Consider the following 26,081-nt stretch of genomic DNA (forward strand, 5'->3'; position numbering starts at 1 on the left):
AAAGGGAATTTATCACTAATTTTTATAGAAAAAGCCTGCAGACAGTTCTGCAGGCTTTCAAAAATAGATAATAATCTTTATTTGGCACTCACAAGAATTTTGGATTGGCTCTTGTCATTAAGCAATAATTCAAATCCTTCTTTTACAACATCATCTAATTTAATTTTATTAGTCACTACTTTTTCAGCAGGAATTTGTCCGCTGGCAATCAGATTGATCACACGATCGTATATATTGGCATAGGCCAGGGAGAATTTAATGTTTGCTTCTTTAACTGTAGAAGCAAATGCATTGATTTCCGGATTTTGTCCAAAGATGGCAACCACACAAACGGTACCTGTACGTTTGATGGCTTCTAGACATGTATCAAATGTCGGCTGAACACCTGCACATTCTAATGCCACATCAACGCCGTCTCCATTGGTATCTTCCATAATTATACCAATTACATCATCTTCCATTGGATTTAAGGCTTTTACAAATCCAAAAGACTCAGCTAATGCTAAACGCTCTTTTGAAACATCACTGACGAATACTTTACTTGCACCGGCTGCACGAGCTGAGAGAACAGTTAATAGACCAATTGGGCCTGCGCCGGTAACCAGTACAGCGTCTCCCGCTTTCACGCCTGCCAAATCGACACCATGATAGGTTACGGCAGTCGGTTCGACAAGTGCTGCCTGCTCTAATGTCATATTATCCGGGATTTGGTGACAATATTGTTCATCCATGACGCAGTATTCTGCAAATCCGCCATCATCGGCAAGTCCGATAAATGCTGCATTACTGTTTCTGCATAAATGATAATTTCCTTCACGGCATTCCTTACATTCCCCACAGCGAAGATTCGGTTCGATACAAACACGGTCACCAGGCTGGAATGCTGTTACATCGCTGCCTACTTCCGTTACTGTTCCACTGAACTCATGGCCCAATGTCAGTGGAGCTTGTCTTTTTGATATTGGATGCTCCTCTGTCGGAATACCAATAAAATGAGAATAAGCATGTAGATCTGAACCACAAATTCCTGTCCATGCTACTTCCACTTTCACATCTTTTGCCCCGACTTCTTTTACTTCGACGTCCTCCACGCGAACATCTTTTTCAGCATAAATTCGTGCTGCTTTCATAAAAAATCTCTCTCCCATTCTACAAATAAATTATGAAAGGCAGAGTTTACTTTCCCTAAATGGAAGGGTCTGACTAGTCTATATTTACTTGATCCTTCTGGCGAATACACTCTGTCTACAATTCTATTATACTACCCGGCCAATAAGGATGCACTCAAAAAGCACCACATCCTATAGAACAGTATCTCATTTTGATTTATATGGATCAGTCCAAACCAGTAAATAACCATTGATAAGCTGAAAGATTTCTATAAAAATATCTTTAGACTAAAAAACCCGCATCCGCAGATACGAGTTTTTGATGCTTATTTTAATTTCCTTCATTTAAATCAATTGCCTGCTTCAGAACTTTATCACCCTGCATCATTCCATAAGCCATCTGATCAATGACAGCAACCTTTACACCCTGCGGCTCCAGGCTTTCTTTAATTTTACCTTCCAGATAACGGACTTGCGGACCAATAAGAACAACCTGTAAGGATTCGAGATGATTCTTCAGCTGCGACTCTGCTACTGCTTCGATATCCGCTTCAAAGCCCTGTTTTTCTGCAGCTTCCTTCATCTTCTTCACAAGCATTGACGTAGACATTCCCGCTGAACAAACTAAACGTATCTTCATATTACTTCTCCTCCAGACGATTTATTTTTTTATGCATATCTATCATTTCAACGGCTAAATCTTTTACCGTTAAAGCATTCATTAAATGATCCTGCGCATGAATCAGAATAACGGAAAGCTCCGTTGTTTTCCCATTTGCCTCATCATGTAAAAGATCTGTTTGTATATGATGGGCCTCTGCAAATGCTTCATCTGCTGATTCCATCTTTTTAGCTGCTTCTTCAAATTTTCCTTTTTTAGCCAGAATCAGAGCCTCCATTGCGTCTGATTTTGCATTCCCGGCATGTAAGATAATTTGAAACGAAAGCATTTGCACTTCTTCTTTTGTCATTGTCATTACCTCTCTCCCATTTTCTCTTTCATTGCACGTACACCTGCCATTACAAATGGAACGTATAGCAGTATAGCGACTGTTAAGTTGACCAGCTGAAGGATAATTCCTTTAACACTGCCGCCAGTTACTAAGTAACCGCTCAATATCGGCGGGATATTCCATGGAACAATTGCTACTGTTTTTGGTACGAGTCCCCACGATAAAGCAAAGTATGAAATAATAGTCAAGGTTACAGGTACGATAATAAACGGGATTAAGAATACTGGATTAAGCACAATTGGTAAACCAAATATTACTGGCTCATTAATGTTAAATATTCCTGCAGGTGCAGATAATTTTGCCACCTCACGATACGGATGGTTCTTTTCCCGGCGAATCACGATAAATATTGCTATTAATAATGCCAGTGTAGTTCCTGAACCACCCATGAAAACAAAGGAATCCAAGAATGGTTTTGTAACAATGTTCGGTACATCGAATGCGGACATCCCCTGCTGGAACAGGTTTGCATTTTGCTCAATAAGCGGCAGATAAACCGGCTCAATAACAGATCCGATAATATTTGTACCATGCAGGCCAAAGAACCATAGTAAATGATTTAAGAATGCAACAACTAATGCTGCTGGCAGTGTATTTCCAAGTCCCTGCAGCGGCTCTTGAATAAGATTAAAAATAACTTCAAAAACACTTATTTCTACAAATGCGCTTACAATTGCCTGGAATAAACCTACAAATGCAAGGATAATCATTGCCGGGATTAATGCAGCAAAGGAGCGGGTTACACCCTCAGGTACTCCCTCAGGCATTTTAATTGTAATATTTGCCTGAATAAGCAGACGAAATAGTTCTGTTACAATAAGCGCCACGATAATTGCTACAAAAAGCCCTTGCGTACCCAGCCAGTTCATATTCAGACCAAAATCCTCTGTAACCGGTACAAGCATAATATAAGAAGCTATCGATATTAGACCGGCAGATAAACCATCTACTTCATAGGACTTAGCTAAATTATAAGCTATCGTAAACGAAATGAGTAGTCCAATAACTGCGAACGTGGCATTCCAAATGCTTCCCCCAACGGTCTGCCAGTTTCCTTCTCCAAAAATATTATTTAAAATATCTACAATACTAAAGCTGCCAAACGCAGGAAAATTATTGATTAAAACAGCTAATGACCCAATAATAATTAAAGGCATTGTTGCTACAAAACCATCACGAATAGCGACTAAATGACGTTGTGAACCAATACGGCCAGCAATTTCAATAAATTTTTGCATAAATTTATTATTCATCTTTCTTCCCCCTACCGGTTAAATTGTGGTAAATAATCTTTATGTGCTTTTATAAGTTCATCTAAAACAATTTTTGCTTTTTTCTCATCCTGAATCAATGGATTTACTAAAAATGCATTATAAGCATCCTCATAATCCCCAGAAATACTCGCTTTAATCACCAGCTCTTCCATTGCTTTCATATTCTGAATCATTCCCCGCATCGGTGTTGGAATTTCTCCGATCGAGATTGGTTTTGGCCCATTTTTTGTGATGACACAATTTGCTTCAATCACCGCATCATAAGGTAACTCAGGAATGGTGCCATGATTCCAGGTATTTACCGTTTGAATGTCTTCTTTATTATTATATATGGAATCCATCAAACTGCAGGCAACCTGACTGTAAAAAGCGCCACCCCGCTTTTCTAATTCTTCCGGTTTCTCCCGGAGACTCTCTTGCTTGTACAGTTCGAAAAGGGACGCTTCCAGTTCTTGAACAATTTCTGCGCGTGTGCCGTTTTCTTCATAAGCTTTTAAATCCTTCTCCAATACTGTTTCTGATTGGAAATAATATTGATGATATGGATTTGGCAACAGCTTGGTAGATTTAATAAATGTTTCTGACCAATCTAACGGCATAATATTTGCCGGGCTGTAATCAAACTCCTTTTGAATCAGCTTCTGGAATACATCCTCTGTGCGATCCTCGCCGCCGACATAGACACGGTCTCCAAATACAAAGTGGTTCAACCCGATAAACCTGATGGATACATCCTCTGGAGGCACTTGTAATAATTCTGCAGTAGAATGACGCATATTAAATGGAATATTGCAGACACCAATGACCTTTTTATGTGCTGAGTGGTTTAGCAGTGCTTCTGTAACCATACCTGCCGGATTTGTAAAGTTAATCATCCAGGCATCCGGACAAATCTCGTGTACTTCCTCGGCCACTTCCATTAAGACCGGAATTGTTCGAAACGCTTTCATAATTCCTCCGGCACCATTTGTTTCCTGGCCAATTAAACCATGTTTCAGCGGAATGCGTTCATCTTGAGCTCTTGCAGCTAATCCGCCAATCCGGATCTGCGTGGAAACAAAATCTGCACCTTGTAAAGCCGATTTCCTGTCCAACGTCCAGGATAATTTAATATTCACTTCAGCTTCTTCAATCATTCTGTTTCCTAATTGACAAATTGTCTCTACCTTTTCCTGCCCTTCCTTAACATCAACCAGAACAATTTCTGAAACTGGAAATGTAGGCTGCCTTTGAATAAGTCCTTCTAAAATTTCTGGAGTATAGCTGGAACCTCCACCGATAATTACTACTTTTAAAGACATGATTAATTGCTCCTTTATTTCTATTTTGTAATCGCTTTAATTGTTTTTTGAATTAATTCGATTTAAATGTATCATACAAATATTTATTTGTCTATACAAAATAAAATAAATTTGTTACTACAATTGTTTTTTTAGTTATTATCTTGTAAACTATCCTTATAACGGAATCTTTTATTTTCTGTTTTCAACAATAATCAGATGTATATGAAAGCAATTACAAGTCTTTAGTCCTATTCAATGTTTTATCCCTTGTGCTTTTACACTTAAAAGGGTATGATTTTTTAAAAGTGTCGTTAAAGGAGTACGGAACCTATGGAGAGAAACCAATCACTACACACTTATATCAAGGAAGAATTGTTACATCGAATTAAAACAAACCAATACCAGCCTGGTGAAAAAATTCCTCCTGAATTGGAATTATGTAAAAGTTTTAATGTAAGCCGCACTACCGTTCGTACTGCATTAAATCAGCTTACACTAGAGGGATATTTATTACGTCAGCAAGGACGAGGTACTTTTGTAGCCGACAAGAAAGTAAACCAGGCCTTATCACAAACCGTCAGACGGTATAGTGATCAATTAGCCGATCAGGGAAAACATCCGGAAATTGAAGTATCAGATATTTCTGTCGTCGCCGCAAATGAATTATTATCTAATCAACTAAATGTAAATCTGCAGGATCCAATTCAACGTATCGAACGTATCCGCAAAGCAAATGGAGAGCCGACACAGTATGAAGTAGCTTATGTTCCCTGGTCTGTTGCCCCTGGAATTACAATAGAACATGCTGGTAATTCTTTATACAAATCATTAGATGAGTTCTTTGATGTATGGGTTTCGAAAACCTCAGAAAATATTGAAATAGCCTTTGCAGATGAGCAGATATGCAAATTTTTAGAATGTGAACAAGGGCTTCCCTGCTTTTATATTGAAACATTGGCTGAGGATGAACAAGGGAAGAAAGTCGAATTTTCCAGATCCTTCTTTCGGGGTGATAAGACTAACTTTTCTATTGAACGTTCCTATAACAAGGAAGAACCAAAAGCGTAATACACCTGTTCCGAAACATATATTCCTAAACTGACTCTATTCAGGAGTGATTTAACGTTCGGTGTTTAAAGCTGGACATAGTTATTCCTGAATAAGAATTCAATCATAAAAACTATTATATTTTCCTATTTAACTAAAAATCTATCAGGGGTGTTTTTTATGAGAATAGAAATTAATGCAGATGATTTCGGACTGACAAAAGGCGTTACAGACGGAATCATCCAGGCACATCAAAACGGCTGTGTCACATCAACAACATTAATGATGAATGGACTTGCCACCGATTATGCTGTAGAAAAGGCAGCAGAAAATCCCGATTTAAAAATTGGCATTCACCTTGTATTAACCTGGGGCAGGCCCCTCCATCCAGCTGTTCCAAATCTGGTGAAATCAGATGGAACCTTTAAATTCACCAGCAGTTTTCGTGATATGGAGCCTCCGAATCTTTCTGAGGTAGAATCAGAGTGGCGTGCACAGCTGGATGCTTATGCAGCTACAGGGTTAACCCTGGATCATATCGACAGCCACCATCATATTCATGGCTGGCCTCCTTTAAAAAATCTGGTTATGAAGCTTGCTGAAGAATACAATGTTCCTGTACGATACGTTGATTCCTTAGCAGACCACCCGGAAGTATGCTGGACAGATACGCTATGGACAAGCTTTTACAAAGAAGGTGTCACCGATAATTTATTCGATGTCCTTCAAAAAGAAAACGTATTATCCATTGAAGTAATGACGCATCCTGGACAAGTGGATGAAGATTTGAGAAGGGTCAGCTCCTATACGGATGACCGTGAGAAGGAAATAGAAATCCTCAGCAGAATAGAAGTACCCGCGTGGGTAAACTCAAAGTAAATAAAAGAAATCCAAACATTTATCAGCATTCTTCCAATAGAATTTGATGTGTTTGGATTTCTTTATTATTTGGATGATTTCTTATGTGAACAAATAACTGATGATTGCCAGCAGCAAAGAAAAGCCCATGATACAGCTCACAATCAGAAAATGCCGCCGGCGCCCCATAACGACCACAGCGATATATTCTCTGACCATAGCATTCGGCCAATAATAAAAAGCTGTTTTTGAACCAATTCCCTGGCTGTCCAAGCCTGCTTTTCTTGCATAAATCCCGGCACGGAACAGATGAAAATTGTTTGTCGCAAAAATACTATGATACTTCCCTTCGTCCTTCATCTGATCCATAATTTTTTTGGAAAATTTCATATTTTCATAGGTGCTGACAGATTTATTCTCCTGAATCGTATCTTCGATTGGTATCCCTTTTTCCACTGCATAGCTTTGCATTGCTTCAGCCTCAGAAATCCCCTCGTCCGGCCCCTGTCCGCCGGAAAAAATAATTTTAGGAGGAGCCGTAACCTTTTTCTGGCGATGGTAAAAATCAATTGCTTTATCAATTCTGCTTGCCAATAACGGCGGGACACGATCATTGATTAACCCGCTTCCTAATACAATAATAAAATCCTGATCCCACTTCGGCCGATTCCATTGATTCAATCCGTAGGCTGTCAAAAAATTAAACATATGTAATAACACATAGACAACAACCAATCCAGCTCCTCCAAAAAGCGGCTGTAAATACTCCGGGAAAAATTGCTCCGGATTAACGATATTAACAATAATTAAAGTAAGTATGACGATGGCCATTATTAACGTTAAAGAATTCCTAAACCTTTTTCCTTCCTTATCCATCAGCACTTTTGCATTATAAAATAAGCCGGCAATCAAAGCGAGCACTCCAAACGGTATCAGAACAATTAACAGCATTAACGGAAAAGCTAATACAACATATTGATAGGGCCCATCGATGTATATATAAAAGAATGCACAAAAGAAAAAGAATGTGATTAAAAATCCATTAAACAAAAGCCCGTTAATTAGTTTACGCGGATCCCGTAAATAACTGATTAGAAAAAGAATTAAAAATAACAACGGGACGGAAGCAATAAAATATAACAAATAAATTCACCTCTTTTTAATCTCCAGGTTGGTCGGCTCCCCTGTCTGAAATGATGAGATTCTTTTATTATAAGCTTTTATGCAAATGAAATCACTATTTGTCTAAAGTGTTTTTTATGGTAGGATGGATATCTAAAAGACATACCGAAATCCGTGTTATTGTTGGATAAGCTAACATGAATTACAAAAGCAGATGCCGACAGAATAAACAGACAGACCCAGTCAACACCAATACGCAACGGAGGATTTTTCATGTATAAATTTAATTTTTTTATATCTTTTTTTATGCTTTTCTTTCTTTTAACAGCTTGCACGCAATCTCCTGAAGATAACACAGGCACCTCCCATTCCACGAGGGAGAACTCCCAGACGGTTAAAGAAACGGATGAGATTGACCCTAAAGTTACCGTTGCTGCCATTGGAGATATATTAATTCATGACCGCGTCTATGACGATGCCTGGGATGGAAAAAAATATGATTTCAAACCGATGCTGGCTGAGGTCGCAGATTATTTAAAAGAACCCGAAATCACTGTTGCCAATCAGGAGACCATTATGGGTGGCGAATCAATTGGTTTATCAGGATACCCAAGCTTCAACAGTCCATTCGAAATTGGAGACGATTTGCAGGATGCCGGCATCGATATGGTAACCATGGCAAATAACCACACCTTAGACAGAGGCGAAGAAGCGATTCAAAATGCAATTGCCTACTATGAAGAAATCGGCATGCCCTACACCGGAAGTTTTAAAAGTGAAGAAGATCAATCTGAGATTAGGGTTTTAAAAACTGACCAGGATATTTCTGTTGCTTTTCTAAGCTATACATATGGAACAAACGGCATATCGGTGCCCGCCGGGAAACCTTATCTCGTTAATTTGATTGACCGTGAGCAGATAAAAAAGGAAGTCGAAAAAGCGAATGAGCTTGCAGATGTAACTATTGTCAGCTTACATTTTGGCATAGAAGAAGAGAGAATGCCTAATCAAGAGCAGGAGGATTTAGCACAGTATGCTGCTGATCTTGGTGTGGATGTCGTGATCGGTAATCATCCACATGTTCTCCAGCCGGTCGAATGGCTGGAAGGAAAAGAAGGAAACAAAACATTAGTTGCGTATTCTTTAGGAAACTTCCTGTCAGGGCAATATCAATTTTACAATCGTATTGGCGGGATTTTTGAATTTGATCTGGTAAAGGAGGAAGATGAGGTACTGGTCAAGACGCCCCGTTTCCTGCCAACCTTTGTAGAATTTGAAGAAGATGGAGATACGATGACAGATGTCCATGTAGTTCCGTTAGAAAAAGCATCTGAAGAACAAATTGAAAACCCGGATGCAGTTCTGTCCGAAATCAAATCCCATATGACTCAATGGATGCCGGAACTAGAATGGATAGAGTGATCAGGCTGGCATAAAACATAAAAGGAAGGATTTTCTCAATGGGATATCCTTCCTTTTACAATATGCTAAGCCTATCGAATCAGTCTTAAAAATCGTTGTGTTCTTTCTTTGTCCGGCTCTCTGAAAATTTGTGCCGGTTCTGCCTTTTCAACATGCTTTAATAATTTGTCAGATATTGCTCCCGCTCCCAAGGATGAACAGCGGTACGGAACATATCCCATTCAATATCCTTCGCTTCCATAAAGTGTTCGAACAAATGCTCACCCAAAGATTCCACGAGTACTGAATCTTCCTCAAGTTTGCTCATCGCTTCTTTCAGAGTAGCAGGAAGGTCTTTTACCCCGTTTTCTTCCCGTTCTTTTTTATTCATCACATAAATATTACGATCAACCGATTCCGGTATTTTTAATTCTCGCTTGATGCCGTCTAAGCCTGCAGCCAATAGAACTGTTAAAGCCATGTACGGATTAGCGGACGGATCAACACTGCGCACTTCAATACGTGTACTTAATCCACGGGAAGAAGGAACACGGACTAATGGACTGCGGTTTGAGGCAGACCAGGCTACATAACAAGGCGCTTCATAACCGGGAACAAGGCGTTTATAGGAGTTCACTGTCGGATTTGTTACTGCTGTGAAGTTTGTTGCATGATCAAGAATACCAGCAGTAAATTGATATGCCGTTTTACTTAACTGCAGCTCTGCACTCTCATCAAAAAATACATTTTCCTTTCCTTTAAACAGAGACATATTTGTATGCATCCCGGAACCATTTACACCAAATAAAGGCTTTGGCATAAATGTAGCGTGCAGGTTATGCTTTCTGGCAATTGTTTTTACTACTAATTTAAATGTTTGAATATCATCCGCATGCTTTAATGCATCAGAGTATTTAAAGTCAATTTCATGCTGTCCCGGCGCAACCTCATGATGAGATGCTTCAATTTCGAAGCCCATTTCTTCAAGCTCCAGCACAATATCACGGCGGCAGTTTTCACCTAAATCCGTCGGCGCTAAATCAAAATATCCGCCCTGGTCGTTTAATTCTAATGTCGGCGCTCCTTTTTCATCTAATTTGAATAAGAAGAACTCCGGCTCCGTACCAATATTAAAGGCATCAAAGCCTAATTCCTCCATTTTTTTCAGATTACGCTTCAGATTATAACGCGGACAGCCTGCGAATGGAGTACCATCCGGACTATAAATATCACAAATAAAACGAGCAACTTTTCCTTTTTCAGAAGTCCAGGGAAAAATCACGAATGTATCTAAATCCGGATATAGAAGCATATCTGATTCTTCAATACGCACAAACCCTTCTATACTGGAGCCATCAAATGCCATTTTATTATCCAATGCCTTATCTAATTGGCTTAAAGGAATTTCAACATTTTTTATTGTTCCAAGCATATCAGTAAATTGAAGACGGATAAAACGCACATTCTCTTCTTTAATCTGTTTTAAAATTTTTTCTCTTGTTAATTTTTCTGCCATTTGTTCCCCTCCTAAAAATATCTTTGGTAATTATGAAAAGAAAGCTTGCGCTGTTTTTTTCAGCGATAACTCTTTTTTGATTTGAAATCAGTGTCTACAAAGAAGCATGCAAAATCTCTTTAACTTATACTTATTTTTCAACCTTTTATAGACAGATTAGCTTATCATGTTTTCTTTGTTTTTTTATATTACACTAATGTTAGTTTTATTGTCAATAAAATGTTAGGTTTCATAACAAATAAATTAATACCTTTTATTCCCATAAAAATACCCTTTCCGATTAATCGAAAGGGCATTTTGTTATTTTAAAGATAGGAATTTATAAAATTGTATGAGCGAAAAACAGCTACTGTATCTCCCAATTAACTAAAGTCAAAAAATTTTTTACCAGATTGTATGAAAATCGCCTTCTCTGTCGACACGCTGGTACGTATGCGCTCCAAAATAATCGCGTTGCGCCTGAATCATATTTGCACCGCTTTTCGCAGAACGATAGCTATCATAATATACTAATGAAGCATTAAAGCATGGCAGCGCGAGGCCTGTTTCCATTCCTTTTATCACTACTTTACGCATAGCTTCCTGATAATTATTAAGCTTGCCTTTGAAGTATGGAGAAAGAAAAAGATTTGACAGCTCCTTGTTTTCCTTAAATGCAGCACTGATTTCATTTAGGATACCTGCACGAATAATACATCCCCCGCGGAAAATCAACGCAATCTCATCCAGCTGCAGCTCCCAGTTATATTGCTCAGATGCTTGTTTATATTGATAGAACCCCTGCGCATAAGTGCAGATTTTCCCCATAAATAGAGCCTGACGAACCAGTTCAATCCACTCTTTTTTATCAGCTTCTTCCATAAATGGATTAGGGCCGGCCAGCTCTTGCTCTGCAATCATCCGTTCTTCCTTTATAGTTGATAAAAAGCGCATAAATACTGATTCCGTAATAATGGATAAAGATACACCAATATCCAATGCATTTTGACTTGTCCATTTGCCGGTCCCTTTTTGCGCTGATTTATCTAAAATCACATCAACCATAGGAAGATTCGTCTCCTCATCAACATGTGTTAAAATAGCACTCGTGATTTCCATCAGATAACTTTCCAGCTCTCCTCTATTCCACTCTTCAAAAATAGCTGCAATTTCATTAACATCAAGGCTTAATCTTTCCCTTAAGAATTGATAGGCTTCTGTAATAAGCTGCATATCAGCGTATTCAATTCCGTTATGAACCATTTTCACATAATGGCCGGCGCCTTCTTTCCCAAGATATGAACAGCACGGCTTGCCATCTACCTGCGCAGCAATTTTTTCTAAAATTGGAGCAGCCTGCTGATAGGCTTCTTTATCTCCGCTCGGCATTAATGCCGGTCCATTCAAAGCACCCTTTTCCCCGCCTGAAACACCAACACTGATAAAATGGAGCCCTTCTTCTTTTAAGTACCTATTTCTCCTGTTAGAATCCTGAAAATTAGAGTTTCCCCCGTCCATTATAATATCTCCTTGATCTAACAACGACAGGAGGCTCGCGATAACAGAGTCCACTACTTGCCCGGCAGTAACCATCAGAAAGATTTTTCTCGGTTTTTCCAAAGAGTTTATAAAACTCTCCAGCTGATAATGCGCTTCTATATTTCTATTTTGATGCTTGGCTTGAAATGCGTCTGTTAAATCAGATGTATAATTATAGATTGCTACTTTCTCCTCGTGATTTGCCATATTCATAGCAAGATTTGCTCCCATAACACCTAGTCCAAAAACGCCAATCGAATTCATTTTCTTCATTCCTTCCCTTAAAAGAATGCTCAAATTCCCATGAATAAAAATGACACTGCAGGAATTTGAACACATGTAATACTTTGTATAAAATTTTAGCTCTTTCTTCACTCGGACGATTAGTACCCGCTCCAATTCCAGTGCGGCAAGCCAGTATCTTTTAAAACCCGTCCTGCCGCATTTTCCTTAAATAAATAAGCTGAATAATAGAGTAAATACAAGACCTGATACAGAGATTATTGTTTCCAGTAATGTCCATGTTGCAAAGGTTTCTTTCATAGATAAATTAAAGTATTCCTTGAAAATCCAAAATCCTGTGTCGTTAACATGGGAAGCAATTAAGCTTCCTGCTCCTGTAGCTAATACCATCAATGCCAGATTCACGTCAGAACCTTCCATTAAAGGAATAACCATTCCAGCAGTGGTTAATGCAGCAACCGTTGCCGAGCCTAATGACACTCTGAGAATAGCTGCAATTAACCAGGCCAGGAAAATTGGAGACATATTCGTGCCAGAAAAGATATTAGCTACCGCATCACCGACACCACCGTCGATTAATACCTGCTTCAAAGCACCGCCGCCTGCAGTAACCAGCAGAATAATACTAATTCCACGAGCCGATTCCTCTGCCGAACTCATTAACGTCTTCATTGGGATCTTGCGTGCTATTCCCATTGTATAAATAGCAAATAGCAAGGAGAGCAAGAGAGCCATTGTCGGATCTCCAATTGTACGTACGATTTCAAAAAATAGATTATCTGTTATATTGCCGATTTCCTGAATCAGCTGCACGATAGTTGTAACCGCCATCAAAATCACTGGAGAAAGTGCAGTTAAGGCGCTGATACCAAATCCAGGTGTTTCTTCTTCTTTAAAGGTTTTCGTATTACCAAGAGATCCAATATTACCAATTCTCGAAAAAGCTTCCGGCACTAATTTTTGAGATATTTTTGTAAAAACCGGACCTGCAATAATAACAGTTGGAACAGCAATGAAAATACCAATTAACAGCACCATACCAATGTTTGCTTCATACTGCTGGGCAATCACTGTCGGGCCGGGATGAGGCGGCAAGAACCCATGTGTTACAGATAATGCAGCCGTCATCGGTAAACCAAGATAGAGCAATGGAAGTTTGGTTTCTTTTGCAATCTGGTAAACAATCGGAATTAATAAGACCAGTCCCACCTCAAAGAACAATGCGATACCAATGATAAATGAGGCAATAACCACCGCCCATTGGATACGCTTTTCGCCAAATTTATTAATCAGTGTTAAAGCAATACGCTGTGCACCGCCGGCATCAGCTATCAATTTCCCTAACATGGCTCCAAAAACAAAGATAAGCGCAATATCGCCAAGTGTGCCACCAAGCCCCGCCTGTACGGTATCAACAATTTCTCCTAGAGACATCCCTAATGCCAATGCAGTCAGGAGCGCAACAACAACCAATGAAATAAATGTATTTAAGTTCCACTTCATAATCAGCAGCAGCAACGCAGCTACTGCCAAAGCAACAATTATAAGCGGATAAATATTTTCCATTTCTCTTCATCTCCCGTTCTATTTCTTTTGATTTTCTAATGATTTCCTTTCTTGATAAGCTGCAATCTGTTCATATTCCTGTTCGAGTGAGCGGGAAATATTAATAAAAATTGGCATTAATTCCCGATAAGCTTGAACATGCTCTGGATTGGGTTCATGCTGATGGGTAAAACCAATCAAATCTTCCACGACATCAAAGGAATCAATTTTTCCTTCTGCGTACAACCCGAGTAAACAAGCTCCCAGACAAGAAGATTCATAGCTTTTTGGAACGATGACATTCTGATCAAAAATATCTGACATCATTTGGCGCCACAGCTCTGATTTCGAAAATCCTCCTGTTGCCTTGATAGACCTCACTGGTACATCCATTACTTCTACCAATGCCAGGAATACTGAGTACAGATTAAAAATTACACCTTCTAAAGCAGAGCGGACCATATGCTCTTTTTTATGATTTAGAGTTAAGCCGATAAATGATCCACGGACATTGGCATTCCAAAGCGGTGCACGTTCCCCCGCTAAAAACGGATGGAATAAAAGGCCGTTAGCCCCCGGCTCTACCTGCTTTGCGATAGCAGTTAATACTTCATAAGCATCAATATTTAAGCGTTTTGCTGTCTCCACTTCACTTGCAGCAAGCTCATCACGAATCCAGCGCAGCACCATTCCTCCATTATTTACCGGTCCGCCAATCACCCAATGATCCTCTGTTAGCGCATAACAAAAGATACGCCCTTTTTGATCTGTGCGAGGTTTGGGAATAACGGTGCGGATTGCCCCGCTCGTACCGATTGTAATGGCAACGTCTCCTTCTTTAATTGCATTCACTCCAATATTAGACAGCACGCCGTCACTTGCTCCAATAACAAACTTAGTATCTGGAACAATCCCTAAATCTGCAGCGATTTCGTGCTGGCAATCTGTAAAAATTTCCGTAGTAGGAACCAGTCTTGGCAGTTTATCTTCTGAAATCCCGGCAATCTGCAGAGCTCCTTCATCCCAGGATAGCTGCTCCAGGTTCATCATGCCTGTAGCAGAGCCAAGAGAATAATCCATGACATACTCACCGAATAATTGATAGAAAACATATTCTTTAATACCGACGTATTTCTTTGTCTTTTCGGCTACTTCCGGGCGCTCCTGCTCCAGCCATGTAATTTTACTAAGTGGTGACATGGGATGAATCGGTGTACCTGTCCGCATATAAACATCATTACCGTTCCATTCATTCTTGATTTTATTTGCCCAATTTAAGCTGCGGTTATCTGCCCAGGTGATACATGGTGTAATTGCTTTATTATTTTCGTCCATCGCAATTAAGCTGTGCATGGCGCTGCTAAAGGAAATAAAGGAAAGATCCTTTTTATCTATCTCTGCGTCCTTGATTGTTTCCCTGATCACATAAAGCACTGCCTGATAAATTTCTTCCGGATTCTGCTCAGCAGTCCGAACATCTGGTGTATGCAAATCATAACCCTGGCTGCTTTGCGCAATAATCTCACCAGTTTCCCGATAGAGCACTGCTTTTGTGCTTGTTGTACCAATATCTACGCCGAGCATAACTTTATTTTGATTCACTTTTATCCCTCACAATCTTTTTAGGAACACGCACATTCCTTAAAATATCCTGCTGTCATTTATTAAATGTACTTATACTTCTCTAATTTATTATAATAAAGGGCTTTCAAGGTATGTATATTTTATATGAATACTTGTATACAGGTATACTAACACGTATTTTTTGTTTTGTAAACGCTTTTATTATATCTTTTCATAAAAAATCTAATTTAGGTGCATTGAATAAATTACATGTAATATTTCAATCTGTTTCAAACTGATAAAGATATCCTCATCCTCCCTCCACCTGAATTAAAAACCCTCCTGCCGAGCAAGATTTATCTCACTCAGCAGGAGGGTTCATCTATTATTTCTTCAATTTTCCCCGTGCTATATCCTGCAGTTTAAATTTCTGAATCTTACCTGTTCCTGTCAGCGGCCAGTCCTTCGCTTCCACAAACCAGATATGACGAGGTATTTTAAAGCGTGCCACATGCTCACGGCACAGCTTTCTGACCTCCTGCTTCGTGCAGGTTTCGCCCTGCTTTAACTCAATAAATGCGGCACCCGTTTCTGTTGTTAATTGATCCGGCACGCCGACAATATAGACCTGATTCACTGCCGGATGCATGGAAATCACATCCTCCACCTCTTTCGGAGCCACTGTTTCTCCGGATACCTTATACAGGTCTTTACTTCTGCCTAATAAGCGGATATATCCATGCTCATCGATCGTTCCCAAATCCCCGCTGCGGATGTATCCTTCCTTATCCTTTGCAGAAGCTGTCTCCTCCGGCTTTTTATAATAGCCCTCCGTGACAACATTCCCCCGTACTGCCAGTTCACCGACAGAGCCTTCCGGTAATGTTTCCCTTGTGTCTGGATCAATAATTTTGTAGATGACACTTTTATCTCCAAATTCTGGATGACCGGCAATCCCTGCTGTTTTTACCTTTCCTACCGTTGTCGAGATTATTTCCAAAGGATCATCAATTTCAGTAAGCATCGTTGTAGAGCCGGCCTCTGTAGCCCCGCAGCCCGTACCGATTTCTGTTACTCCTAATTCCTCTACAGCTCTTTTCCATAATGGAACTGGAGAAGGTGCTGCACAGCATAATAACGCATAAAGATGATCCAAATTTGTATTTTTAACTTCCGGACGATTCAATAAGGCGACAAGCATCGATGGTACTGCCAGAAAATCATGAACCTGATATTTTTCCATCAGCTGGAGTGATTGCAGCGGCTGGAAAGCATGACATGTCACCATACCTCCTCCTACAAAGGAAGCTGCAAATAATCCTTCCTGCAGAAAATAAACATGGTACATCGGCAATGGTGCATAAATCCGTCTTCCCACTTCATATCCTCTTGTAAGACACGTCGCAAAACCAGAGCGAAGCAGCATATCATCTGTCAGCATAACTCCTTTTGGCAATCCGGTTGATCCAGATGTATAAATAATTGCCGCACAAGCGTCCGGATCATCTGTTTCTTTCCAACGATTGTTTAAATCGGGTTCTTTTATCATTTCTGCTCCCTGTAAAAATACGTCCCATTGTATATAAACATTTGGAATCTCTGTATCTTTATTCGGTATACAAACTGCCTTTTTAAAAGGGCTCTCTGCATCCTCTTGGAGTTCAGAAACAACATCTTTTAAAGCTTCGGCATGACTTTGTTTACCGGCAAATTGATGGGTAATCAGCCAATTGGTATCAGATTGACGAAGCATATAGGTCAATTCTTCTTTTTGAAGCTGTGTATTCAAGGGGACTACAACTGCCCCAACCATAGAGGAAGCAATAAATAGAGCTGTATATTCGGGTTCATTTTCCATCAAAACTGCCACATGATCGCCCGGTGCAACCCCTAAATGCACCATAGCCTTTGCATAGTTACGCGCTGTCTTCCACATTTCTCCGTAGGTCATAACCTTATCCGGCATCATAATTAATGGGGACTTGCTATATTGCTGACATTGCTTATAAAAATGCGTCGCAATTGTCCGCTTTTCCCAGCTTGGATACATTTTTTCCAGTGCTGCTTGTCTATCCTCCACACTTTTATGACCCTGTTGTTGTTCCAGCATGGTTATCTCTCCATTTCATTATTCGTTTCATTTTTTCCCTATTCATCTAAGCCTGAGGCGCCTGCCAAATCACAATTCCGTTTTGACCGCCGAAGCCAAAGGAATTACTCATCGCTGTCTTAATTTGCTGCTTTCGGCTTGTATTTGGAACAATATCCTTTGGTGCCTCCTCGTCCCGTGTTTCGGAATGAAGCGTTGCCGGTAAAATCCCCGTCTCTATAGCCTTAATGCATGCAATACTTTCAATCGCCCCCGCAGCTCCTAACAGATGTCCGACACTGCCTTTTATCGAGCTGACCGGCATGTCATCCAGCCTCTCTCCAAATATCATTTTTAACGCTTTCGTTTCAGCAATATCACCAGCTGGTGTAGATGTTGCATGCGCATTAATATAATCAATATCTGACGAATCCAGCTGCGCTGAACGGAGCGCACGCTCGATTGCCAATGCGGCGCTTGTTCCTTCCGGGTCCGGTGATGTATCATGATAAGCATCATTGGAGGCTCCATATCCTTTTAAGGTTGCATAGATATGTGCTCCCCTTGCTTTGGCACGCTCCAGCGGTTCAAGGACAAACAAGCCTGCCCCTTCACCCATTACCATTCCTGTCCTTGTAGCATCAAACGGGCGGGACCACGTTGAAAAATCCTCTGGTCCTTTTGCTGCCAATGCACCTGCATCTCCGAGTCCAGATAAAAAGACATTGGACCACAGGCTGTCCACACCTCCAGCAAGGATATAATCCACGTCATCACGGAAAAACCAGTAGGCAGATTCTCCAATGGCATTTGCCGAAGCTGCACAAGCTGTTACATATGTATTTGACGGTCCCCTAAATCCATACTGAATGGAAATCGTACTTGCCGCTGCATTCGGAATTGATTTAGAAATCATACGTGGCCCTACTCTTTTCGCCTTCCCCGTCGCTAATTTTTCAGAAGCCTGCTCCAAGGACTGAATTCCTCCAAAAGCCGTCCCAATTGCTGTTCCAAACCGGTTCCTGTCTACATCATCTATAAAGGATTCGCCATCACTTTTAAACAATCCTGCATCCCTTAATGCTTCATCTGCTGCAATTAGTGCCAGCTGGGTAAAATAATCAGTATTTCTGACTATCTTTTTAGAAAGAAAATCGGAAGCTGCAAATGCAGGTACGCGCGCGCCCACCTTTGTCCATTTGCTTACATTTTCATCTGTTATTTCCCTTACTGCAGAACGATTCGCAATTAAATTGTCCCAAAAAGTTGAAACCCCCATACCGAATGGAGAGACAGCTCCCATTCCTGTTACTGCAATCTCTATCTGCTTCATCACTCATACTCCTCTGCATATTTTTAGACAATATCTTCCCCTGCATTCTGTCTATATTATGAACATAATCAGCTACAATTTCAAAGCTGTCATATAGTTTTTAATTCTCAGTATCATTATAGAGTAAGTGCATATTTTCCTCAAACTATCTAAATCAATATTCGCATTTCCAGACGAAAAAATCCTCGTTATCCAACAAATGATAACGAGGATCTCAGCTCTTATTTAGAAACAAATTTATTACCGGCAACCCAAAACCGATATGGATAATCCCTTGCCTCACCAGAATTATCTATGCCAATCCGCGGACCGCTGCTGATTTTCTCCGGTTTCTTTCCTTCTGCAATAAATAGCGGCGGCTCCATGAGAGATCGTCCATAATCTCCCATATTAATATCTAATGCCTGCGTCAGCTTGCCCGGTCCGCTTGTTAAGTTTTGAAATTTTTTCACCGGTCGGCGGACCAGCATCTGATCGACTCCCGTATAAGGCTCCACTGCCCGGATTAATACACTTTCCGGCACTTCTTTTTCCGCGCTGACGACATTAATCAGACAATGATTATGAATGAGATGGGTATATGTCATACCAGCTTCAGCATAAAGAATTTCCGTCCGTTTTGTCCGCCGGTTTCCAAATCCATGTGCTGCTCTATCAGCACTTCCCAGATATGCTTCTGTTTCTACAATAAATCCAGAGCTCGTTCCTTCCTCCGTCTGCTTTACTAAAACGCACCCAAGCAGTTCCTCTGCTAATTGTAAGGTGGGGGATTGGTAAAAAGTTTTTGGTAAAGGGGTTAAATTTAGATCCTGATTCAATGTATACACTCCTTACATTCTCTCTACTCTAGTCTACCCTATTTTATAATATTTCGATCATTAGATTATACAAAAAAATGCGTTACATGTTAATTGAACTATTCCTCCAACAATGAAATAATATAAATAATACAAATCTGATTAACATACTTTGTCTTTTTCAAGGAGGAGTACCTGCATGACTATTTTAGCAGAATTACAAACAAAAGAAGATAGAACCCAGCTTTTATCAAAAACCATTGAACCCTTTGGAGAGCGTGTTCGTCAGCTTCCAGATGGCGCTTTTCCCTATGAAAACTTTAAAGACCTGCAAAAAATCGGCTATCCTTCACTCACTACCCCAAAAAAGGATGGCGGAGCAGGTATTTCACTTGATGAATTACTTACCTATCAGCAGCTTATCGCTCAGGCAGACGGTTCAACTGCATTGTCTATCGGCTGGCATATGGGGATTATGAAGCATTTGGGCGAAAGCAGGCCTTGGGATGAAGATGTTTATAAAAAAGTTATCAAGGATGTTATCGCAAATGGCGCATTATTAAACAATGCTGCTACCGAACCGGCAACAGGTAGCCCGACTCGCGGTGGAAAGCCGGAAACAACAGCAGTAAAAACAGATAACGGCTGGGTAATTACCGGCCGGAAAACCTTTACCACACTGTCACCAATCTTAACTTATTTTGTGGTCAGTGCATCTATTGATGGAACAGATGATGTCGGTAATTTCCTTGTGAAGCATGATTTGAAAGGTGTTAATGTGGAAGAAACATGGGATTCTATCGCAATGCGCGGCTCCGGAAGTCATGATCTTGTTTTAGAAGAGGTTCATTTAGATAAAGAGGATCTTGTTGAAATTACATCGAATCAGAAAAGAAAACCAGCGGGCTGGTTATTGCATATTCCGGCATGCTATCTTGGGATTGCCCAGGCTGCCCAGAAAGATGCTGTTGCCTTTGCAACAAGCTATTCGCCAAACAGCATCAAGGGAACCATTTCTGAACTGCCTAACGTGAAGCAAAAGCTTGGAGACTTGGAGCTTCTTTTGCTGGAATCACAATACTTCCTGCATGCAGTTGCCGAAAAGTGGGATAACAGTGATGAAGAAACCAGAAATACTATAGGCCCTGAATTAGGAGCTGTGAAGCTGTCTGTCACCAATAAAGCCGTGCAGGGTGTAGATCTTGCCATGCGTGTTGTCGGTGCACAAAGCCTCAAGCTGAAAAATAATTTTGAACGCTATTACCGTGATGTCCGGGCCGGTCTGCATAATCCGCCAATGGATGATATGACGATCATGCAGTTAGCAGATAAGTCCATACGGGAGCTGTAAAGTATTTCATTGTCACGTTTTTAAAGATACTAAACGAATGATAATAAACGAAGCACTTTTAATGAAAATAAGCTATATGAAACTAGTTTTTCATATAGCTTATTTTCAAGCAAGATTTTTATTGATTTTCTTTTCTATGTCCTCATCCATAAACTTAAAATACGGAAGCAGTATCCCTAATACACCATACATCCGATAATCAACAATCAGGCAAGGAATACTTTCCTCATTAAGTGATACGGTATGATTTTTTTGACAGATTGCCGTGTTATATATAGTAAAAACCCAGTTCTGTAAGCCTTTTCAGTTATTGTACATAAATATGTTAAAATGATATTATGAGCACATATGATAAATAGAAAAGGGTGGCGGAGTATGCTGGAAAACAACGATAAGAACGTTCGTTTACCTCATGAAATTATTCAAATTCTTGATAAGAGCTCTAATGGGAAAAATATTGATGAAAAGGTACGCTTATCACTAACTATTGGAATGTTTGCAGAAGGTACTGTTACTTTAGAGCGTGTTGCTGAACTTGCAGGAATACCATTGGTAAATTTTATAGACATCCTACAAAGTATAAAAATCCCCTGGATGGAATACACTCCTGAACACATTAAAGATGATGAACTGGCTATTCAAAAATACAAAGACAGGACAAATAAATGACATCAATTATAGATTCATATTGCTTTTTCTAAATCCCCATCCAAAAATTTAAAATACGAAAGCAGTATTCCCAATAAAGAAGTAGTACTTATCACCATCCCTATCATTAAATACAATGGACGAACTCCCCAAATTTCACTTAAAAATCCTCCTGACAGTATACCTAATGGCATCATGCATCTAATAATCAACAGCCGTACAGAGAATATTTTCCCCATTAAATGATTAGGTATGATTTTTTGACAGATTGTTGTATTATGTATTCCAAAAACAGCCATGGCAATTCCGCCTGCTACCTCTGCCAGAATTCCCAATAAAACACTTGTATTAATAAATAAGAAAACAAATGTAAGCCCGCCGGTAAATAAGGCTCCGAGCATTAATCTTCTTCGGCTTTTATATTTCATTTTACCAACCAGGATAGAACCTAAAATAAACCCGACCGGAAAACCAGCCATAAAATAACCGTATTCTGCATAGCTTCCCGACAATTCCTCAGTAATATAAGGAAGTGTCGTAACCATTGTTACCCCGACTCCAAATTGGACAAAACCCAGAAATATTCCCAGCCAGACAATGACGCGCTTCGTAAAAAAGTAAGTAATCCCTGCGGTAAATTCCTTGATCCATGGTTCTCTTGTTTTTTGCGGAATTCTGTCTTCCTGGATAAACAGTAATGCAAATCCGCTAAATAAGAGCAGCGTACTTACCAAAGTCATTGTAGGCATAACACCTATATATTCAATCACTACTCCCCCTAAAAAAGGAGCTGTAAAAGTCATTAATCGTGCCGTGCCTTCCAGGTATGCATTAGCCGCTTCTAATTGATTCCTTACCACGATAGAAGGAGTTATCGCCTGATTTGCCGGAACATAGAGCGGTGTAATTAATCCAACAATTATCTGCACCAGGTAGATATGCCATGGCAGCAGGCTGTCTGTAAATAAAGCAAACAACGGTACAAGAAAGACAAATCCTCTTGCCATCTGAGAGAAAATCAATATCCATTTCCGGCTCCACCGATCAATAAATGGACCAATAAACAGCTGGAGCACTAAAGATGGAATAAAATATAATAGCCACATACTCCCCAATGCTAATTTCGAACCTGTTAATTGATAGATTAAAATGGAATTACAAAAAGTCCCGAAAGCACCTCCCAGCTCTGAAATCCCATTGCCAATCCAAATGGAAAGAAACGATCTATTTCTGAAAATCGATGTGTCCATCCGCTTCCTCCTTTCATTTTTCCAGATACCAGTCAAATTCCTTTGCTAACAGAGTAAATACATTATTTTTTAAGCAATACTTTGAATCAATTATCTCTACTAATTTCGCTGCTCTTAATATCTTCAAATGATGGTGGATGGTTGACTTCCCTATATCCAGTTTTTCCGTCATATCCTGTAATGTCCTGGGGTGCTCAGACAGCATTTTAACCATTTTCAGACGCACCTCATCGCCCAATGCCTTATATTTTTGAACCAGAAAATAATCTGGCATATAACGGTCACTTGGAGATACACTTTCATTGGAAACAGGATAATAAAATACTTTTGTCCCTTCCATATCTGCCTCAATATTCCATGGACGATAAATATATTGAGGGATTAATAAGACGGTATGTACACTTGGTTCAGGCGTATAGGTAACTCCGCCGGTAGCCCACTGCACTAATTCCTCCGAAGACATTTTCTGCTGCTTCTCTTTCTTTGACTGATAATCCTTTTCCAAAATGACCTTTGTTTCCTGCTCACTCTTTCTCACTATTTCTTGGTACCAGCTGTTCATCACCTTTATCAGATGTTTTTTTAAAGGCTCCGCTTCACAACTGCTGATAAATTCGATATATGATGGAAAAAAGGGATTGTTAGCAGTAATACGCATCAGCTCTTTGATTGCTTTTTCCTCCCCTTGCGCAGCCTGCTCCCGATCTGCCTGATACGGATTTCCGATAAATGGCAGGCAAATAAATTTCAATTCTGTATCTGTTAAATGCTGTACATATTGCTGAAACACATCCAGATTGGAAAATTCCTGCTGGTGGAGTATTTGGAGCAATGCCTTCCATGTATTATTTTGTTCAACATAGTCCAATTCCTCCGATAACTCTGCTGAAACAGATTCTCTTGTCTGTATCCAATATTCTTTTGGCTTCTCTAATGTATCCAGCAATCTTGTGTTTGTTATTGCTGCGATTCCTAAAGCACACTCCCATAATATAGAATAAGTCAATTGGATCTCATAGCTCTCCCGTTCTCTGCTTGTTAGTTGCAAAACATCCATGTTATCGCTCCTTTGTATTTGATTAACTTTATCGTATCACATATTCTACAAATATAGAATATTATATTTCAAATTTATAGAATTTAATTACCCAAATCTTTCTATACCTCATTCTCAAGCACTTTACAGGCATACACTATGAAGATTATTTATTTCACAAAAAAACACTCTCTTAACCGAAAGTGCTTTTTATCAGGCAGAGTTATAACAGTACTGAAGAACAGAAAGCAAACTCGCCACTGGCATATATAACAATCATTGACCATCAGCTTTTTTCCAGCCGTTTGAAATGTATAAAACGGACAAAATAGACAAATAGAATAGCAAATATATGAAATCCTATCCATGCCCAGTTAAAAGATTCTGCTAATACATTTATAATCAGCGCGATAACAAAACAAACCACCGTAAAACCGAGAAGCACATTGAGTACGATGCGGTCCACCAGCTTATTAGGCTTCAAATCCTCCTCTTTAATCCCCTTCTTCTCTCTCCATTTATTGCCTGCCATTCTAAGAATCGGCGTAAGAATGATTAAGATAATCACAGCATACAGCACCAGCTGCCAAAAAGGTATAATTCCCCTGGTAAAACTCACCGCAATAGAACCGGCAAAAGCAAATCCCAGTGCAAGGTAACTGTCAATTGTCGGCGTAAAAAAGGGCAGCGTTAATTGTCTTTCCAGTTTCTTCAAAAAAGAACTCATATCAATCGTTCAACTCCTTGACATTGCTATGAAGAAAATAATCTTATTGTCTGAGTATCTATCATTGGGCTCTTAAAAATCTTTTCCCTAAATTGCACTGAAAGAAACAAGAAGAATACAGCTAATGGAAAAAGTTCATCTGTTTAATCCACGTGGTTCTTTTAAAAGCCTTTGCTTTAGATTCTTTTCCAATAAATATGTTTATAAATTACCTATACGTGGAAAAATGTTGCTAAACACAGAAAAAAATAATTAAAGGAGGAACACATGAATGGAACCAACAGAGATGCAGAAGAATGGTACTCCTAGACAGAAACAAGACAAACAGCCGGGACTCGAATCAAAAATGAATCCGCTCCCGCATCAGCCATATGATTATAAAGGAACGGATAAATTACGAGGAAAAAATGCGTTGATTACTGGCGGTGACAGCGGTATTGGCCGGGCTGTAGCCATTTTATACGCAAAAGAAGGAGCAAACGTAGCGATTTCCTATTTGGACGAGCATGAGGATGCGAAGGATACGAAGAAATCAGTTGAAGCTGAAGGAGTGCAATGCCTTCTTCTACCCGGAGATATAAAAGAAGAATCCCATTGTATTGATTTAGTCGAAAAAACCGTACAAGCATTTGGCGGTATCAATATTTTGGTTAATAATGCTGCCATCCAATTCGTTCAGGAAAATGTAGAGGATATTCCTTCTGAACAGTTTGAAGAAGTATTCCGTGTGAATTTCTTCTCGCAATTCTATCTGACAAAAGCAGCTGTTCCCCATATGGGAGAGGGAGATTCCATCATTAGTACTTCATCCATCAATGCTTATAAAGGAAATGCCACGTTAATGGATTATTCAGCAACCAAAGGCGCTATTACTGCTTTCACCAGAAGTATCGCACAAAGTCTGGAAAAAAAAGGTATTCGTGCGAACACCGTTGCTCCAGGACCAGTTTGGACGCCACTTATCCCATCTTCATTTGATGAAAATAAAGTAGAGCAATTTGGACAGGATTCTCTAATGGGCCGTCCCGGGCAACCTTCCGAGCATGCTTGGCCTTATGTGATGCTTGCTTCCAAAGAAGCTTCTTATATGACGGGACAAGCTATCCATATTAACGGAGGTAGCTGGACATCGTCTTAAGCATCCTGCAAAAATAGCCGGTATTCTCCCGTCAGAATACCGGCTATTTTCTATTTTATATGAAACTACTCTGTTTCACTTCTAAGATTTGCACTGCCGCATGATCATGAGGCTCTATATCTTTACTTTCAAATGGGTTCTTTCCTGTAAGCACACCGTATGCAATCACAACAAGACAAACATAGATAATCCCGATACTCACCCATTTTTTAATCGACAT

23 protein-coding genes are annotated in these 26,081 nt (G+C 39.8%); 6 read left to right on the forward strand and 17 right to left on the reverse strand.

The genetic code is table 11. The features are described from left to right. Nucleotides 1-77 precede the first annotated feature (77 nt). From BN1068_RS20930 to BN1068_RS20950, 5 genes are all read right to left on the reverse strand, one after another. Entirely contained in the window at nucleotides 78-1,130 is a 1,053-nt protein-coding gene (locus tag BN1068_RS20930; protein WP_077604753.1) for a 2,3-butanediol dehydrogenase, read from the reverse strand. 310 nt (nucleotides 1,131-1,440) lie between these two features. After that, nucleotides 1,441-1,749: a PTS sugar transporter subunit IIB gene (locus BN1068_RS20935; RefSeq protein WP_077604754.1), complete on the reverse strand. Its 309-nt coding sequence runs from the start codon at nucleotides 1,747-1,749 to the stop codon at nucleotides 1,441-1,443. Nucleotide 1,750: 1 nt separating this feature from the next. Continuing rightward, nucleotides 1,751-2,086 carry a PTS lactose/cellobiose transporter subunit IIA gene (locus BN1068_RS20940; RefSeq protein ID WP_077604755.1) on the reverse strand — a complete coding sequence of 112 codons (336 nt, stop codon included), beginning with the start codon at nucleotides 2,084-2,086 and terminating at the stop codon, nucleotides 1,751-1,753. Continuing rightward, nucleotides 2,086-3,375: a PTS sugar transporter subunit IIC gene (locus tag BN1068_RS20945; RefSeq protein WP_077604756.1), complete on the reverse strand. Its 1,290-nt coding sequence runs from the start codon at nucleotides 3,373-3,375 to the stop codon at nucleotides 2,086-2,088. Before BN1068_RS20945 ends, BN1068_RS20940 begins: the two co-directional genes overlap by 1 nt. 11 nt (nucleotides 3,376-3,386) lie before the next feature. Continuing rightward, entirely contained in the window at nucleotides 3,387-4,697 is a 1,311-nt protein-coding gene (locus BN1068_RS20950) for a 6-phospho-beta-glucosidase (RefSeq protein WP_077604757.1), read from the reverse strand. 312 nt (nucleotides 4,698-5,009) lie between these two features. Between BN1068_RS20950 and BN1068_RS20955 the strand changes: the two genes are divergently transcribed. Continuing rightward, nucleotides 5,010-5,747, forward strand: coding sequence for a GntR family transcriptional regulator (locus BN1068_RS20955; RefSeq protein ID WP_077604758.1), 738 nt, complete (start codon nucleotides 5,010-5,012; stop codon nucleotides 5,745-5,747). 159 nt (nucleotides 5,748-5,906) lie between these two features. Then, a complete protein-coding gene (gene chbG, locus BN1068_RS20960; protein ID WP_077604759.1) occupies nucleotides 5,907-6,605 on the forward strand; it encodes a chitin disaccharide deacetylase in 699 nt (232 codons plus the stop codon). 81 nt (nucleotides 6,606-6,686) lie between these two features. On the opposite strand, the gene BN1068_RS20965 is transcribed toward chbG, so the two are convergent. Further along, the gene (locus BN1068_RS20965) at nucleotides 6,687-7,727 is read right to left on the reverse strand and encodes a YdcF family protein (RefSeq protein ID WP_077604760.1); all 1,041 of its coding nucleotides are present in this window, start codon (nucleotides 7,725-7,727) and stop codon (nucleotides 6,687-6,689) included. A 252-nt stretch (nucleotides 7,728-7,979) separates the two neighbouring features. Between BN1068_RS20965 and BN1068_RS20970 the strand changes: the two genes are divergently transcribed. Beyond that, nucleotides 7,980-9,128: a CapA family protein gene (locus BN1068_RS20970; RefSeq protein WP_077604761.1), complete on the forward strand. Its 1,149-nt coding sequence runs from the start codon at nucleotides 7,980-7,982 to the stop codon at nucleotides 9,126-9,128. A gap of 157 nt (nucleotides 9,129-9,285) precedes the next feature. Here BN1068_RS20970 and glnA read toward each other — a convergent pair whose 3' ends face one another. From glnA to BN1068_RS21005, 7 genes are all read right to left on the reverse strand, one after another. Then, nucleotides 9,286-10,623, reverse strand: a complete 1,338-nt coding sequence (glnA, locus tag BN1068_RS20975; RefSeq protein ID WP_077604762.1) for a type I glutamate--ammonia ligase — start codon at nucleotides 10,621-10,623, stop codon at nucleotides 9,286-9,288. Nucleotides 10,624-11,007: 384 nt separating this feature from the next. Continuing rightward, the gene (gene gndA / locus BN1068_RS20980; protein WP_077604763.1) at nucleotides 11,008-12,405 is read right to left on the reverse strand and encodes an NADP-dependent phosphogluconate dehydrogenase; all 1,398 of its coding nucleotides are present in this window, start codon (nucleotides 12,403-12,405) and stop codon (nucleotides 11,008-11,010) included. A gap of 186 nt (nucleotides 12,406-12,591) precedes the next feature. Next, the gene (locus BN1068_RS20985) at nucleotides 12,592-13,950 is read right to left on the reverse strand and encodes a gluconate:H+ symporter (protein WP_077604764.1); all 1,359 of its coding nucleotides are present in this window, start codon (nucleotides 13,948-13,950) and stop codon (nucleotides 12,592-12,594) included. A gap of 18 nt (nucleotides 13,951-13,968) precedes the next feature. Then, nucleotides 13,969-15,513 carry a gluconokinase gene (gntK, locus tag BN1068_RS20990; protein WP_077605188.1) on the reverse strand — a complete coding sequence of 515 codons (1,545 nt, stop codon included), beginning with the start codon at nucleotides 15,511-15,513 and terminating at the stop codon, nucleotides 13,969-13,971. A gap of 364 nt (nucleotides 15,514-15,877) precedes the next feature. Beyond that, on the reverse strand, nucleotides 15,878-17,602 hold the full coding sequence (locus BN1068_RS20995; protein WP_077604765.1) for a class I adenylate-forming enzyme family protein: 1,725 nt from the start codon (nucleotides 17,600-17,602) through the stop codon (nucleotides 15,878-15,880). Nucleotides 17,603-17,648: 46 nt separating this feature from the next. Further along, nucleotides 17,649-18,914: a beta-ketoacyl-[acyl-carrier-protein] synthase family protein gene (locus tag BN1068_RS21000; protein WP_077604766.1), complete on the reverse strand. Its 1,266-nt coding sequence runs from the start codon at nucleotides 18,912-18,914 to the stop codon at nucleotides 17,649-17,651. Nucleotides 18,915-19,135: 221 nt separating this feature from the next. Then, nucleotides 19,136-19,732, reverse strand: a complete 597-nt coding sequence (locus tag BN1068_RS21005; protein ID WP_077604767.1) for a DNA-3-methyladenine glycosylase — start codon at nucleotides 19,730-19,732, stop codon at nucleotides 19,136-19,138. A 178-nt stretch (nucleotides 19,733-19,910) separates the two neighbouring features. Between BN1068_RS21005 and BN1068_RS21010 the strand changes: the two genes are divergently transcribed. Then, entirely contained in the window at nucleotides 19,911-21,062 is a 1,152-nt protein-coding gene (locus BN1068_RS21010) for an acyl-CoA dehydrogenase family protein (RefSeq protein WP_077604768.1), read from the forward strand. Nucleotides 21,063-21,437: 375 nt separating this feature from the next. Then, nucleotides 21,438-21,731 (forward strand): UPF0175 family protein, encoded by a 294-nt coding sequence (locus tag BN1068_RS21015; RefSeq protein WP_175637216.1) that lies wholly within the window; start codon nucleotides 21,438-21,440, stop codon nucleotides 21,729-21,731. Nucleotides 21,732-21,745: 14 nt separating this feature from the next. Here the strand turns inward: BN1068_RS21015 and BN1068_RS21020 are convergent, their stop codons facing one another. From BN1068_RS21020 to BN1068_RS21030, 3 genes are all read right to left on the reverse strand, one after another. Further along, the gene (locus BN1068_RS21020; protein WP_077604770.1) at nucleotides 21,746-22,960 is read right to left on the reverse strand and encodes an MFS transporter; all 1,215 of its coding nucleotides are present in this window, start codon (nucleotides 22,958-22,960) and stop codon (nucleotides 21,746-21,748) included. Between the two features lie 13 nt (nucleotides 22,961-22,973). Then, nucleotides 22,974-24,017 (reverse strand): ArsR/SmtB family transcription factor, encoded by a 1,044-nt coding sequence (locus tag BN1068_RS21025; protein ID WP_077604771.1) that lies wholly within the window; start codon nucleotides 24,015-24,017, stop codon nucleotides 22,974-22,976. A 265-nt stretch (nucleotides 24,018-24,282) separates the two neighbouring features. After that, a complete protein-coding gene (locus BN1068_RS21030; protein WP_077604772.1) occupies nucleotides 24,283-24,723 on the reverse strand; it encodes a hypothetical protein in 441 nt (146 codons plus the stop codon). Between the two features lie 271 nt (nucleotides 24,724-24,994). On the opposite strand from BN1068_RS21030, the gene BN1068_RS21035 reads away from it, so the two are divergent. Continuing rightward, the gene (locus tag BN1068_RS21035) at nucleotides 24,995-25,861 is read left to right on the forward strand and encodes an SDR family oxidoreductase (protein WP_077604773.1); all 867 of its coding nucleotides are present in this window, start codon (nucleotides 24,995-24,997) and stop codon (nucleotides 25,859-25,861) included. Between the two features lie 55 nt (nucleotides 25,862-25,916). Here the strand turns inward: BN1068_RS21035 and BN1068_RS23765 are convergent, their stop codons facing one another. After that, entirely contained in the window at nucleotides 25,917-26,081 is a 165-nt protein-coding gene (locus BN1068_RS23765) for a hypothetical protein (RefSeq protein WP_175637217.1), read from the reverse strand.

This window comes from Oceanobacillus sojae (genome assembly GCF_900162665.1).
In the GTDB taxonomy this organism is placed as follows: Bacteria; Bacillota; Bacilli; order Bacillales; family Amphibacillaceae; genus Oceanobacillus; species Oceanobacillus sojae_A.

What these genes read in the sequence shown, in the direction of transcription:
- BN1068_RS20930 (WP_077604753.1), bottom strand. Translation starts at nt 1,130, where the DNA reads ATGAAAGCAGCACGAATTTATGCTGAAAAAGATGTTCGCGTGGAGGAC.
- BN1068_RS20935 (WP_077604754.1), bottom strand. Translation starts at nt 1,749, where the DNA reads ATGAAGATACGTTTAGTTTGTTCAGCGGGAATGTCTACGTCAATGCTT.
- BN1068_RS20940 (WP_077604755.1), bottom strand. Translation starts at nt 2,086, where the DNA reads ATGACAATGACAAAAGAAGAAGTGCAAATGCTTTCGTTTCAAATTATC.
- BN1068_RS20945 (WP_077604756.1), bottom strand. Translation starts at nt 3,375, where the DNA reads ATGAATAATAAATTTATGCAAAAATTTATTGAAATTGCTGGCCGTATT.
- BN1068_RS20950 (WP_077604757.1), bottom strand. Translation starts at nt 4,697, where the DNA reads ATGTCTTTAAAAGTAGTAATTATCGGTGGAGGTTCCAGCTATACTCCA.
- BN1068_RS20955 (WP_077604758.1), top strand. Translation starts at nt 5,010, where the DNA reads ATGGAGAGAAACCAATCACTACACACTTATATCAAGGAAGAATTGTTA.
- chbG (WP_077604759.1), top strand. Translation starts at nt 5,907, where the DNA reads ATGAGAATAGAAATTAATGCAGATGATTTCGGACTGACAAAAGGCGTT.
- BN1068_RS20970 (WP_077604761.1), top strand. Translation starts at nt 7,980, where the DNA reads ATGTATAAATTTAATTTTTTTATATCTTTTTTTATGCTTTTCTTTCTT.
- glnA (WP_077604762.1), bottom strand. Translation starts at nt 10,623, where the DNA reads ATGGCAGAAAAATTAACAAGAGAAAAAATTTTAAAACAGATTAAAGAA.
- gndA (WP_077604763.1), bottom strand. Translation starts at nt 12,405, where the DNA reads ATGAATTCGATTGGCGTTTTTGGACTAGGTGTTATGGGAGCAAATCTT.
- BN1068_RS20985 (WP_077604764.1), bottom strand. Translation starts at nt 13,950, where the DNA reads ATGGAAAATATTTATCCGCTTATAATTGTTGCTTTGGCAGTAGCTGCG.
- gntK (WP_077605188.1), bottom strand. Translation starts at nt 15,513, where the DNA reads ATGCTCGGCGTAGATATTGGTACAACAAGCACAAAAGCAGTGCTCTAT.
- BN1068_RS20995 (WP_077604765.1), bottom strand. Translation starts at nt 17,602, where the DNA reads ATGCTGGAACAACAACAGGGTCATAAAAGTGTGGAGGATAGACAAGCA.
- BN1068_RS21000 (WP_077604766.1), bottom strand. Translation starts at nt 18,914, where the DNA reads ATGAAGCAGATAGAGATTGCAGTAACAGGAATGGGAGCTGTCTCTCCA.
- BN1068_RS21010 (WP_077604768.1), top strand. Translation starts at nt 19,911, where the DNA reads ATGACTATTTTAGCAGAATTACAAACAAAAGAAGATAGAACCCAGCTT.
- BN1068_RS21015 (WP_175637216.1), top strand. Translation starts at nt 21,438, where the DNA reads ATGCTGGAAAACAACGATAAGAACGTTCGTTTACCTCATGAAATTATT.
- BN1068_RS21020 (WP_077604770.1), bottom strand. Translation starts at nt 22,960, where the DNA reads ATGGACACATCGATTTTCAGAAATAGATCGTTTCTTTCCATTTGGATT.
- BN1068_RS21025 (WP_077604771.1), bottom strand. Translation starts at nt 24,017, where the DNA reads ATGGATGTTTTGCAACTAACAAGCAGAGAACGGGAGAGCTATGAGATC.
- BN1068_RS21030 (WP_077604772.1), bottom strand. Translation starts at nt 24,723, where the DNA reads ATGAGTTCTTTTTTGAAGAAACTGGAAAGACAATTAACGCTGCCCTTT.
- BN1068_RS21035 (WP_077604773.1), top strand. Translation starts at nt 24,995, where the DNA reads ATGGAACCAACAGAGATGCAGAAGAATGGTACTCCTAGACAGAAACAA.
- BN1068_RS23765 (WP_175637217.1), bottom strand. Translation starts at nt 26,081, where the DNA reads ATGTCGATTAAAAAATGGGTGAGTATCGGGATTATCTATGTTTGTCTT.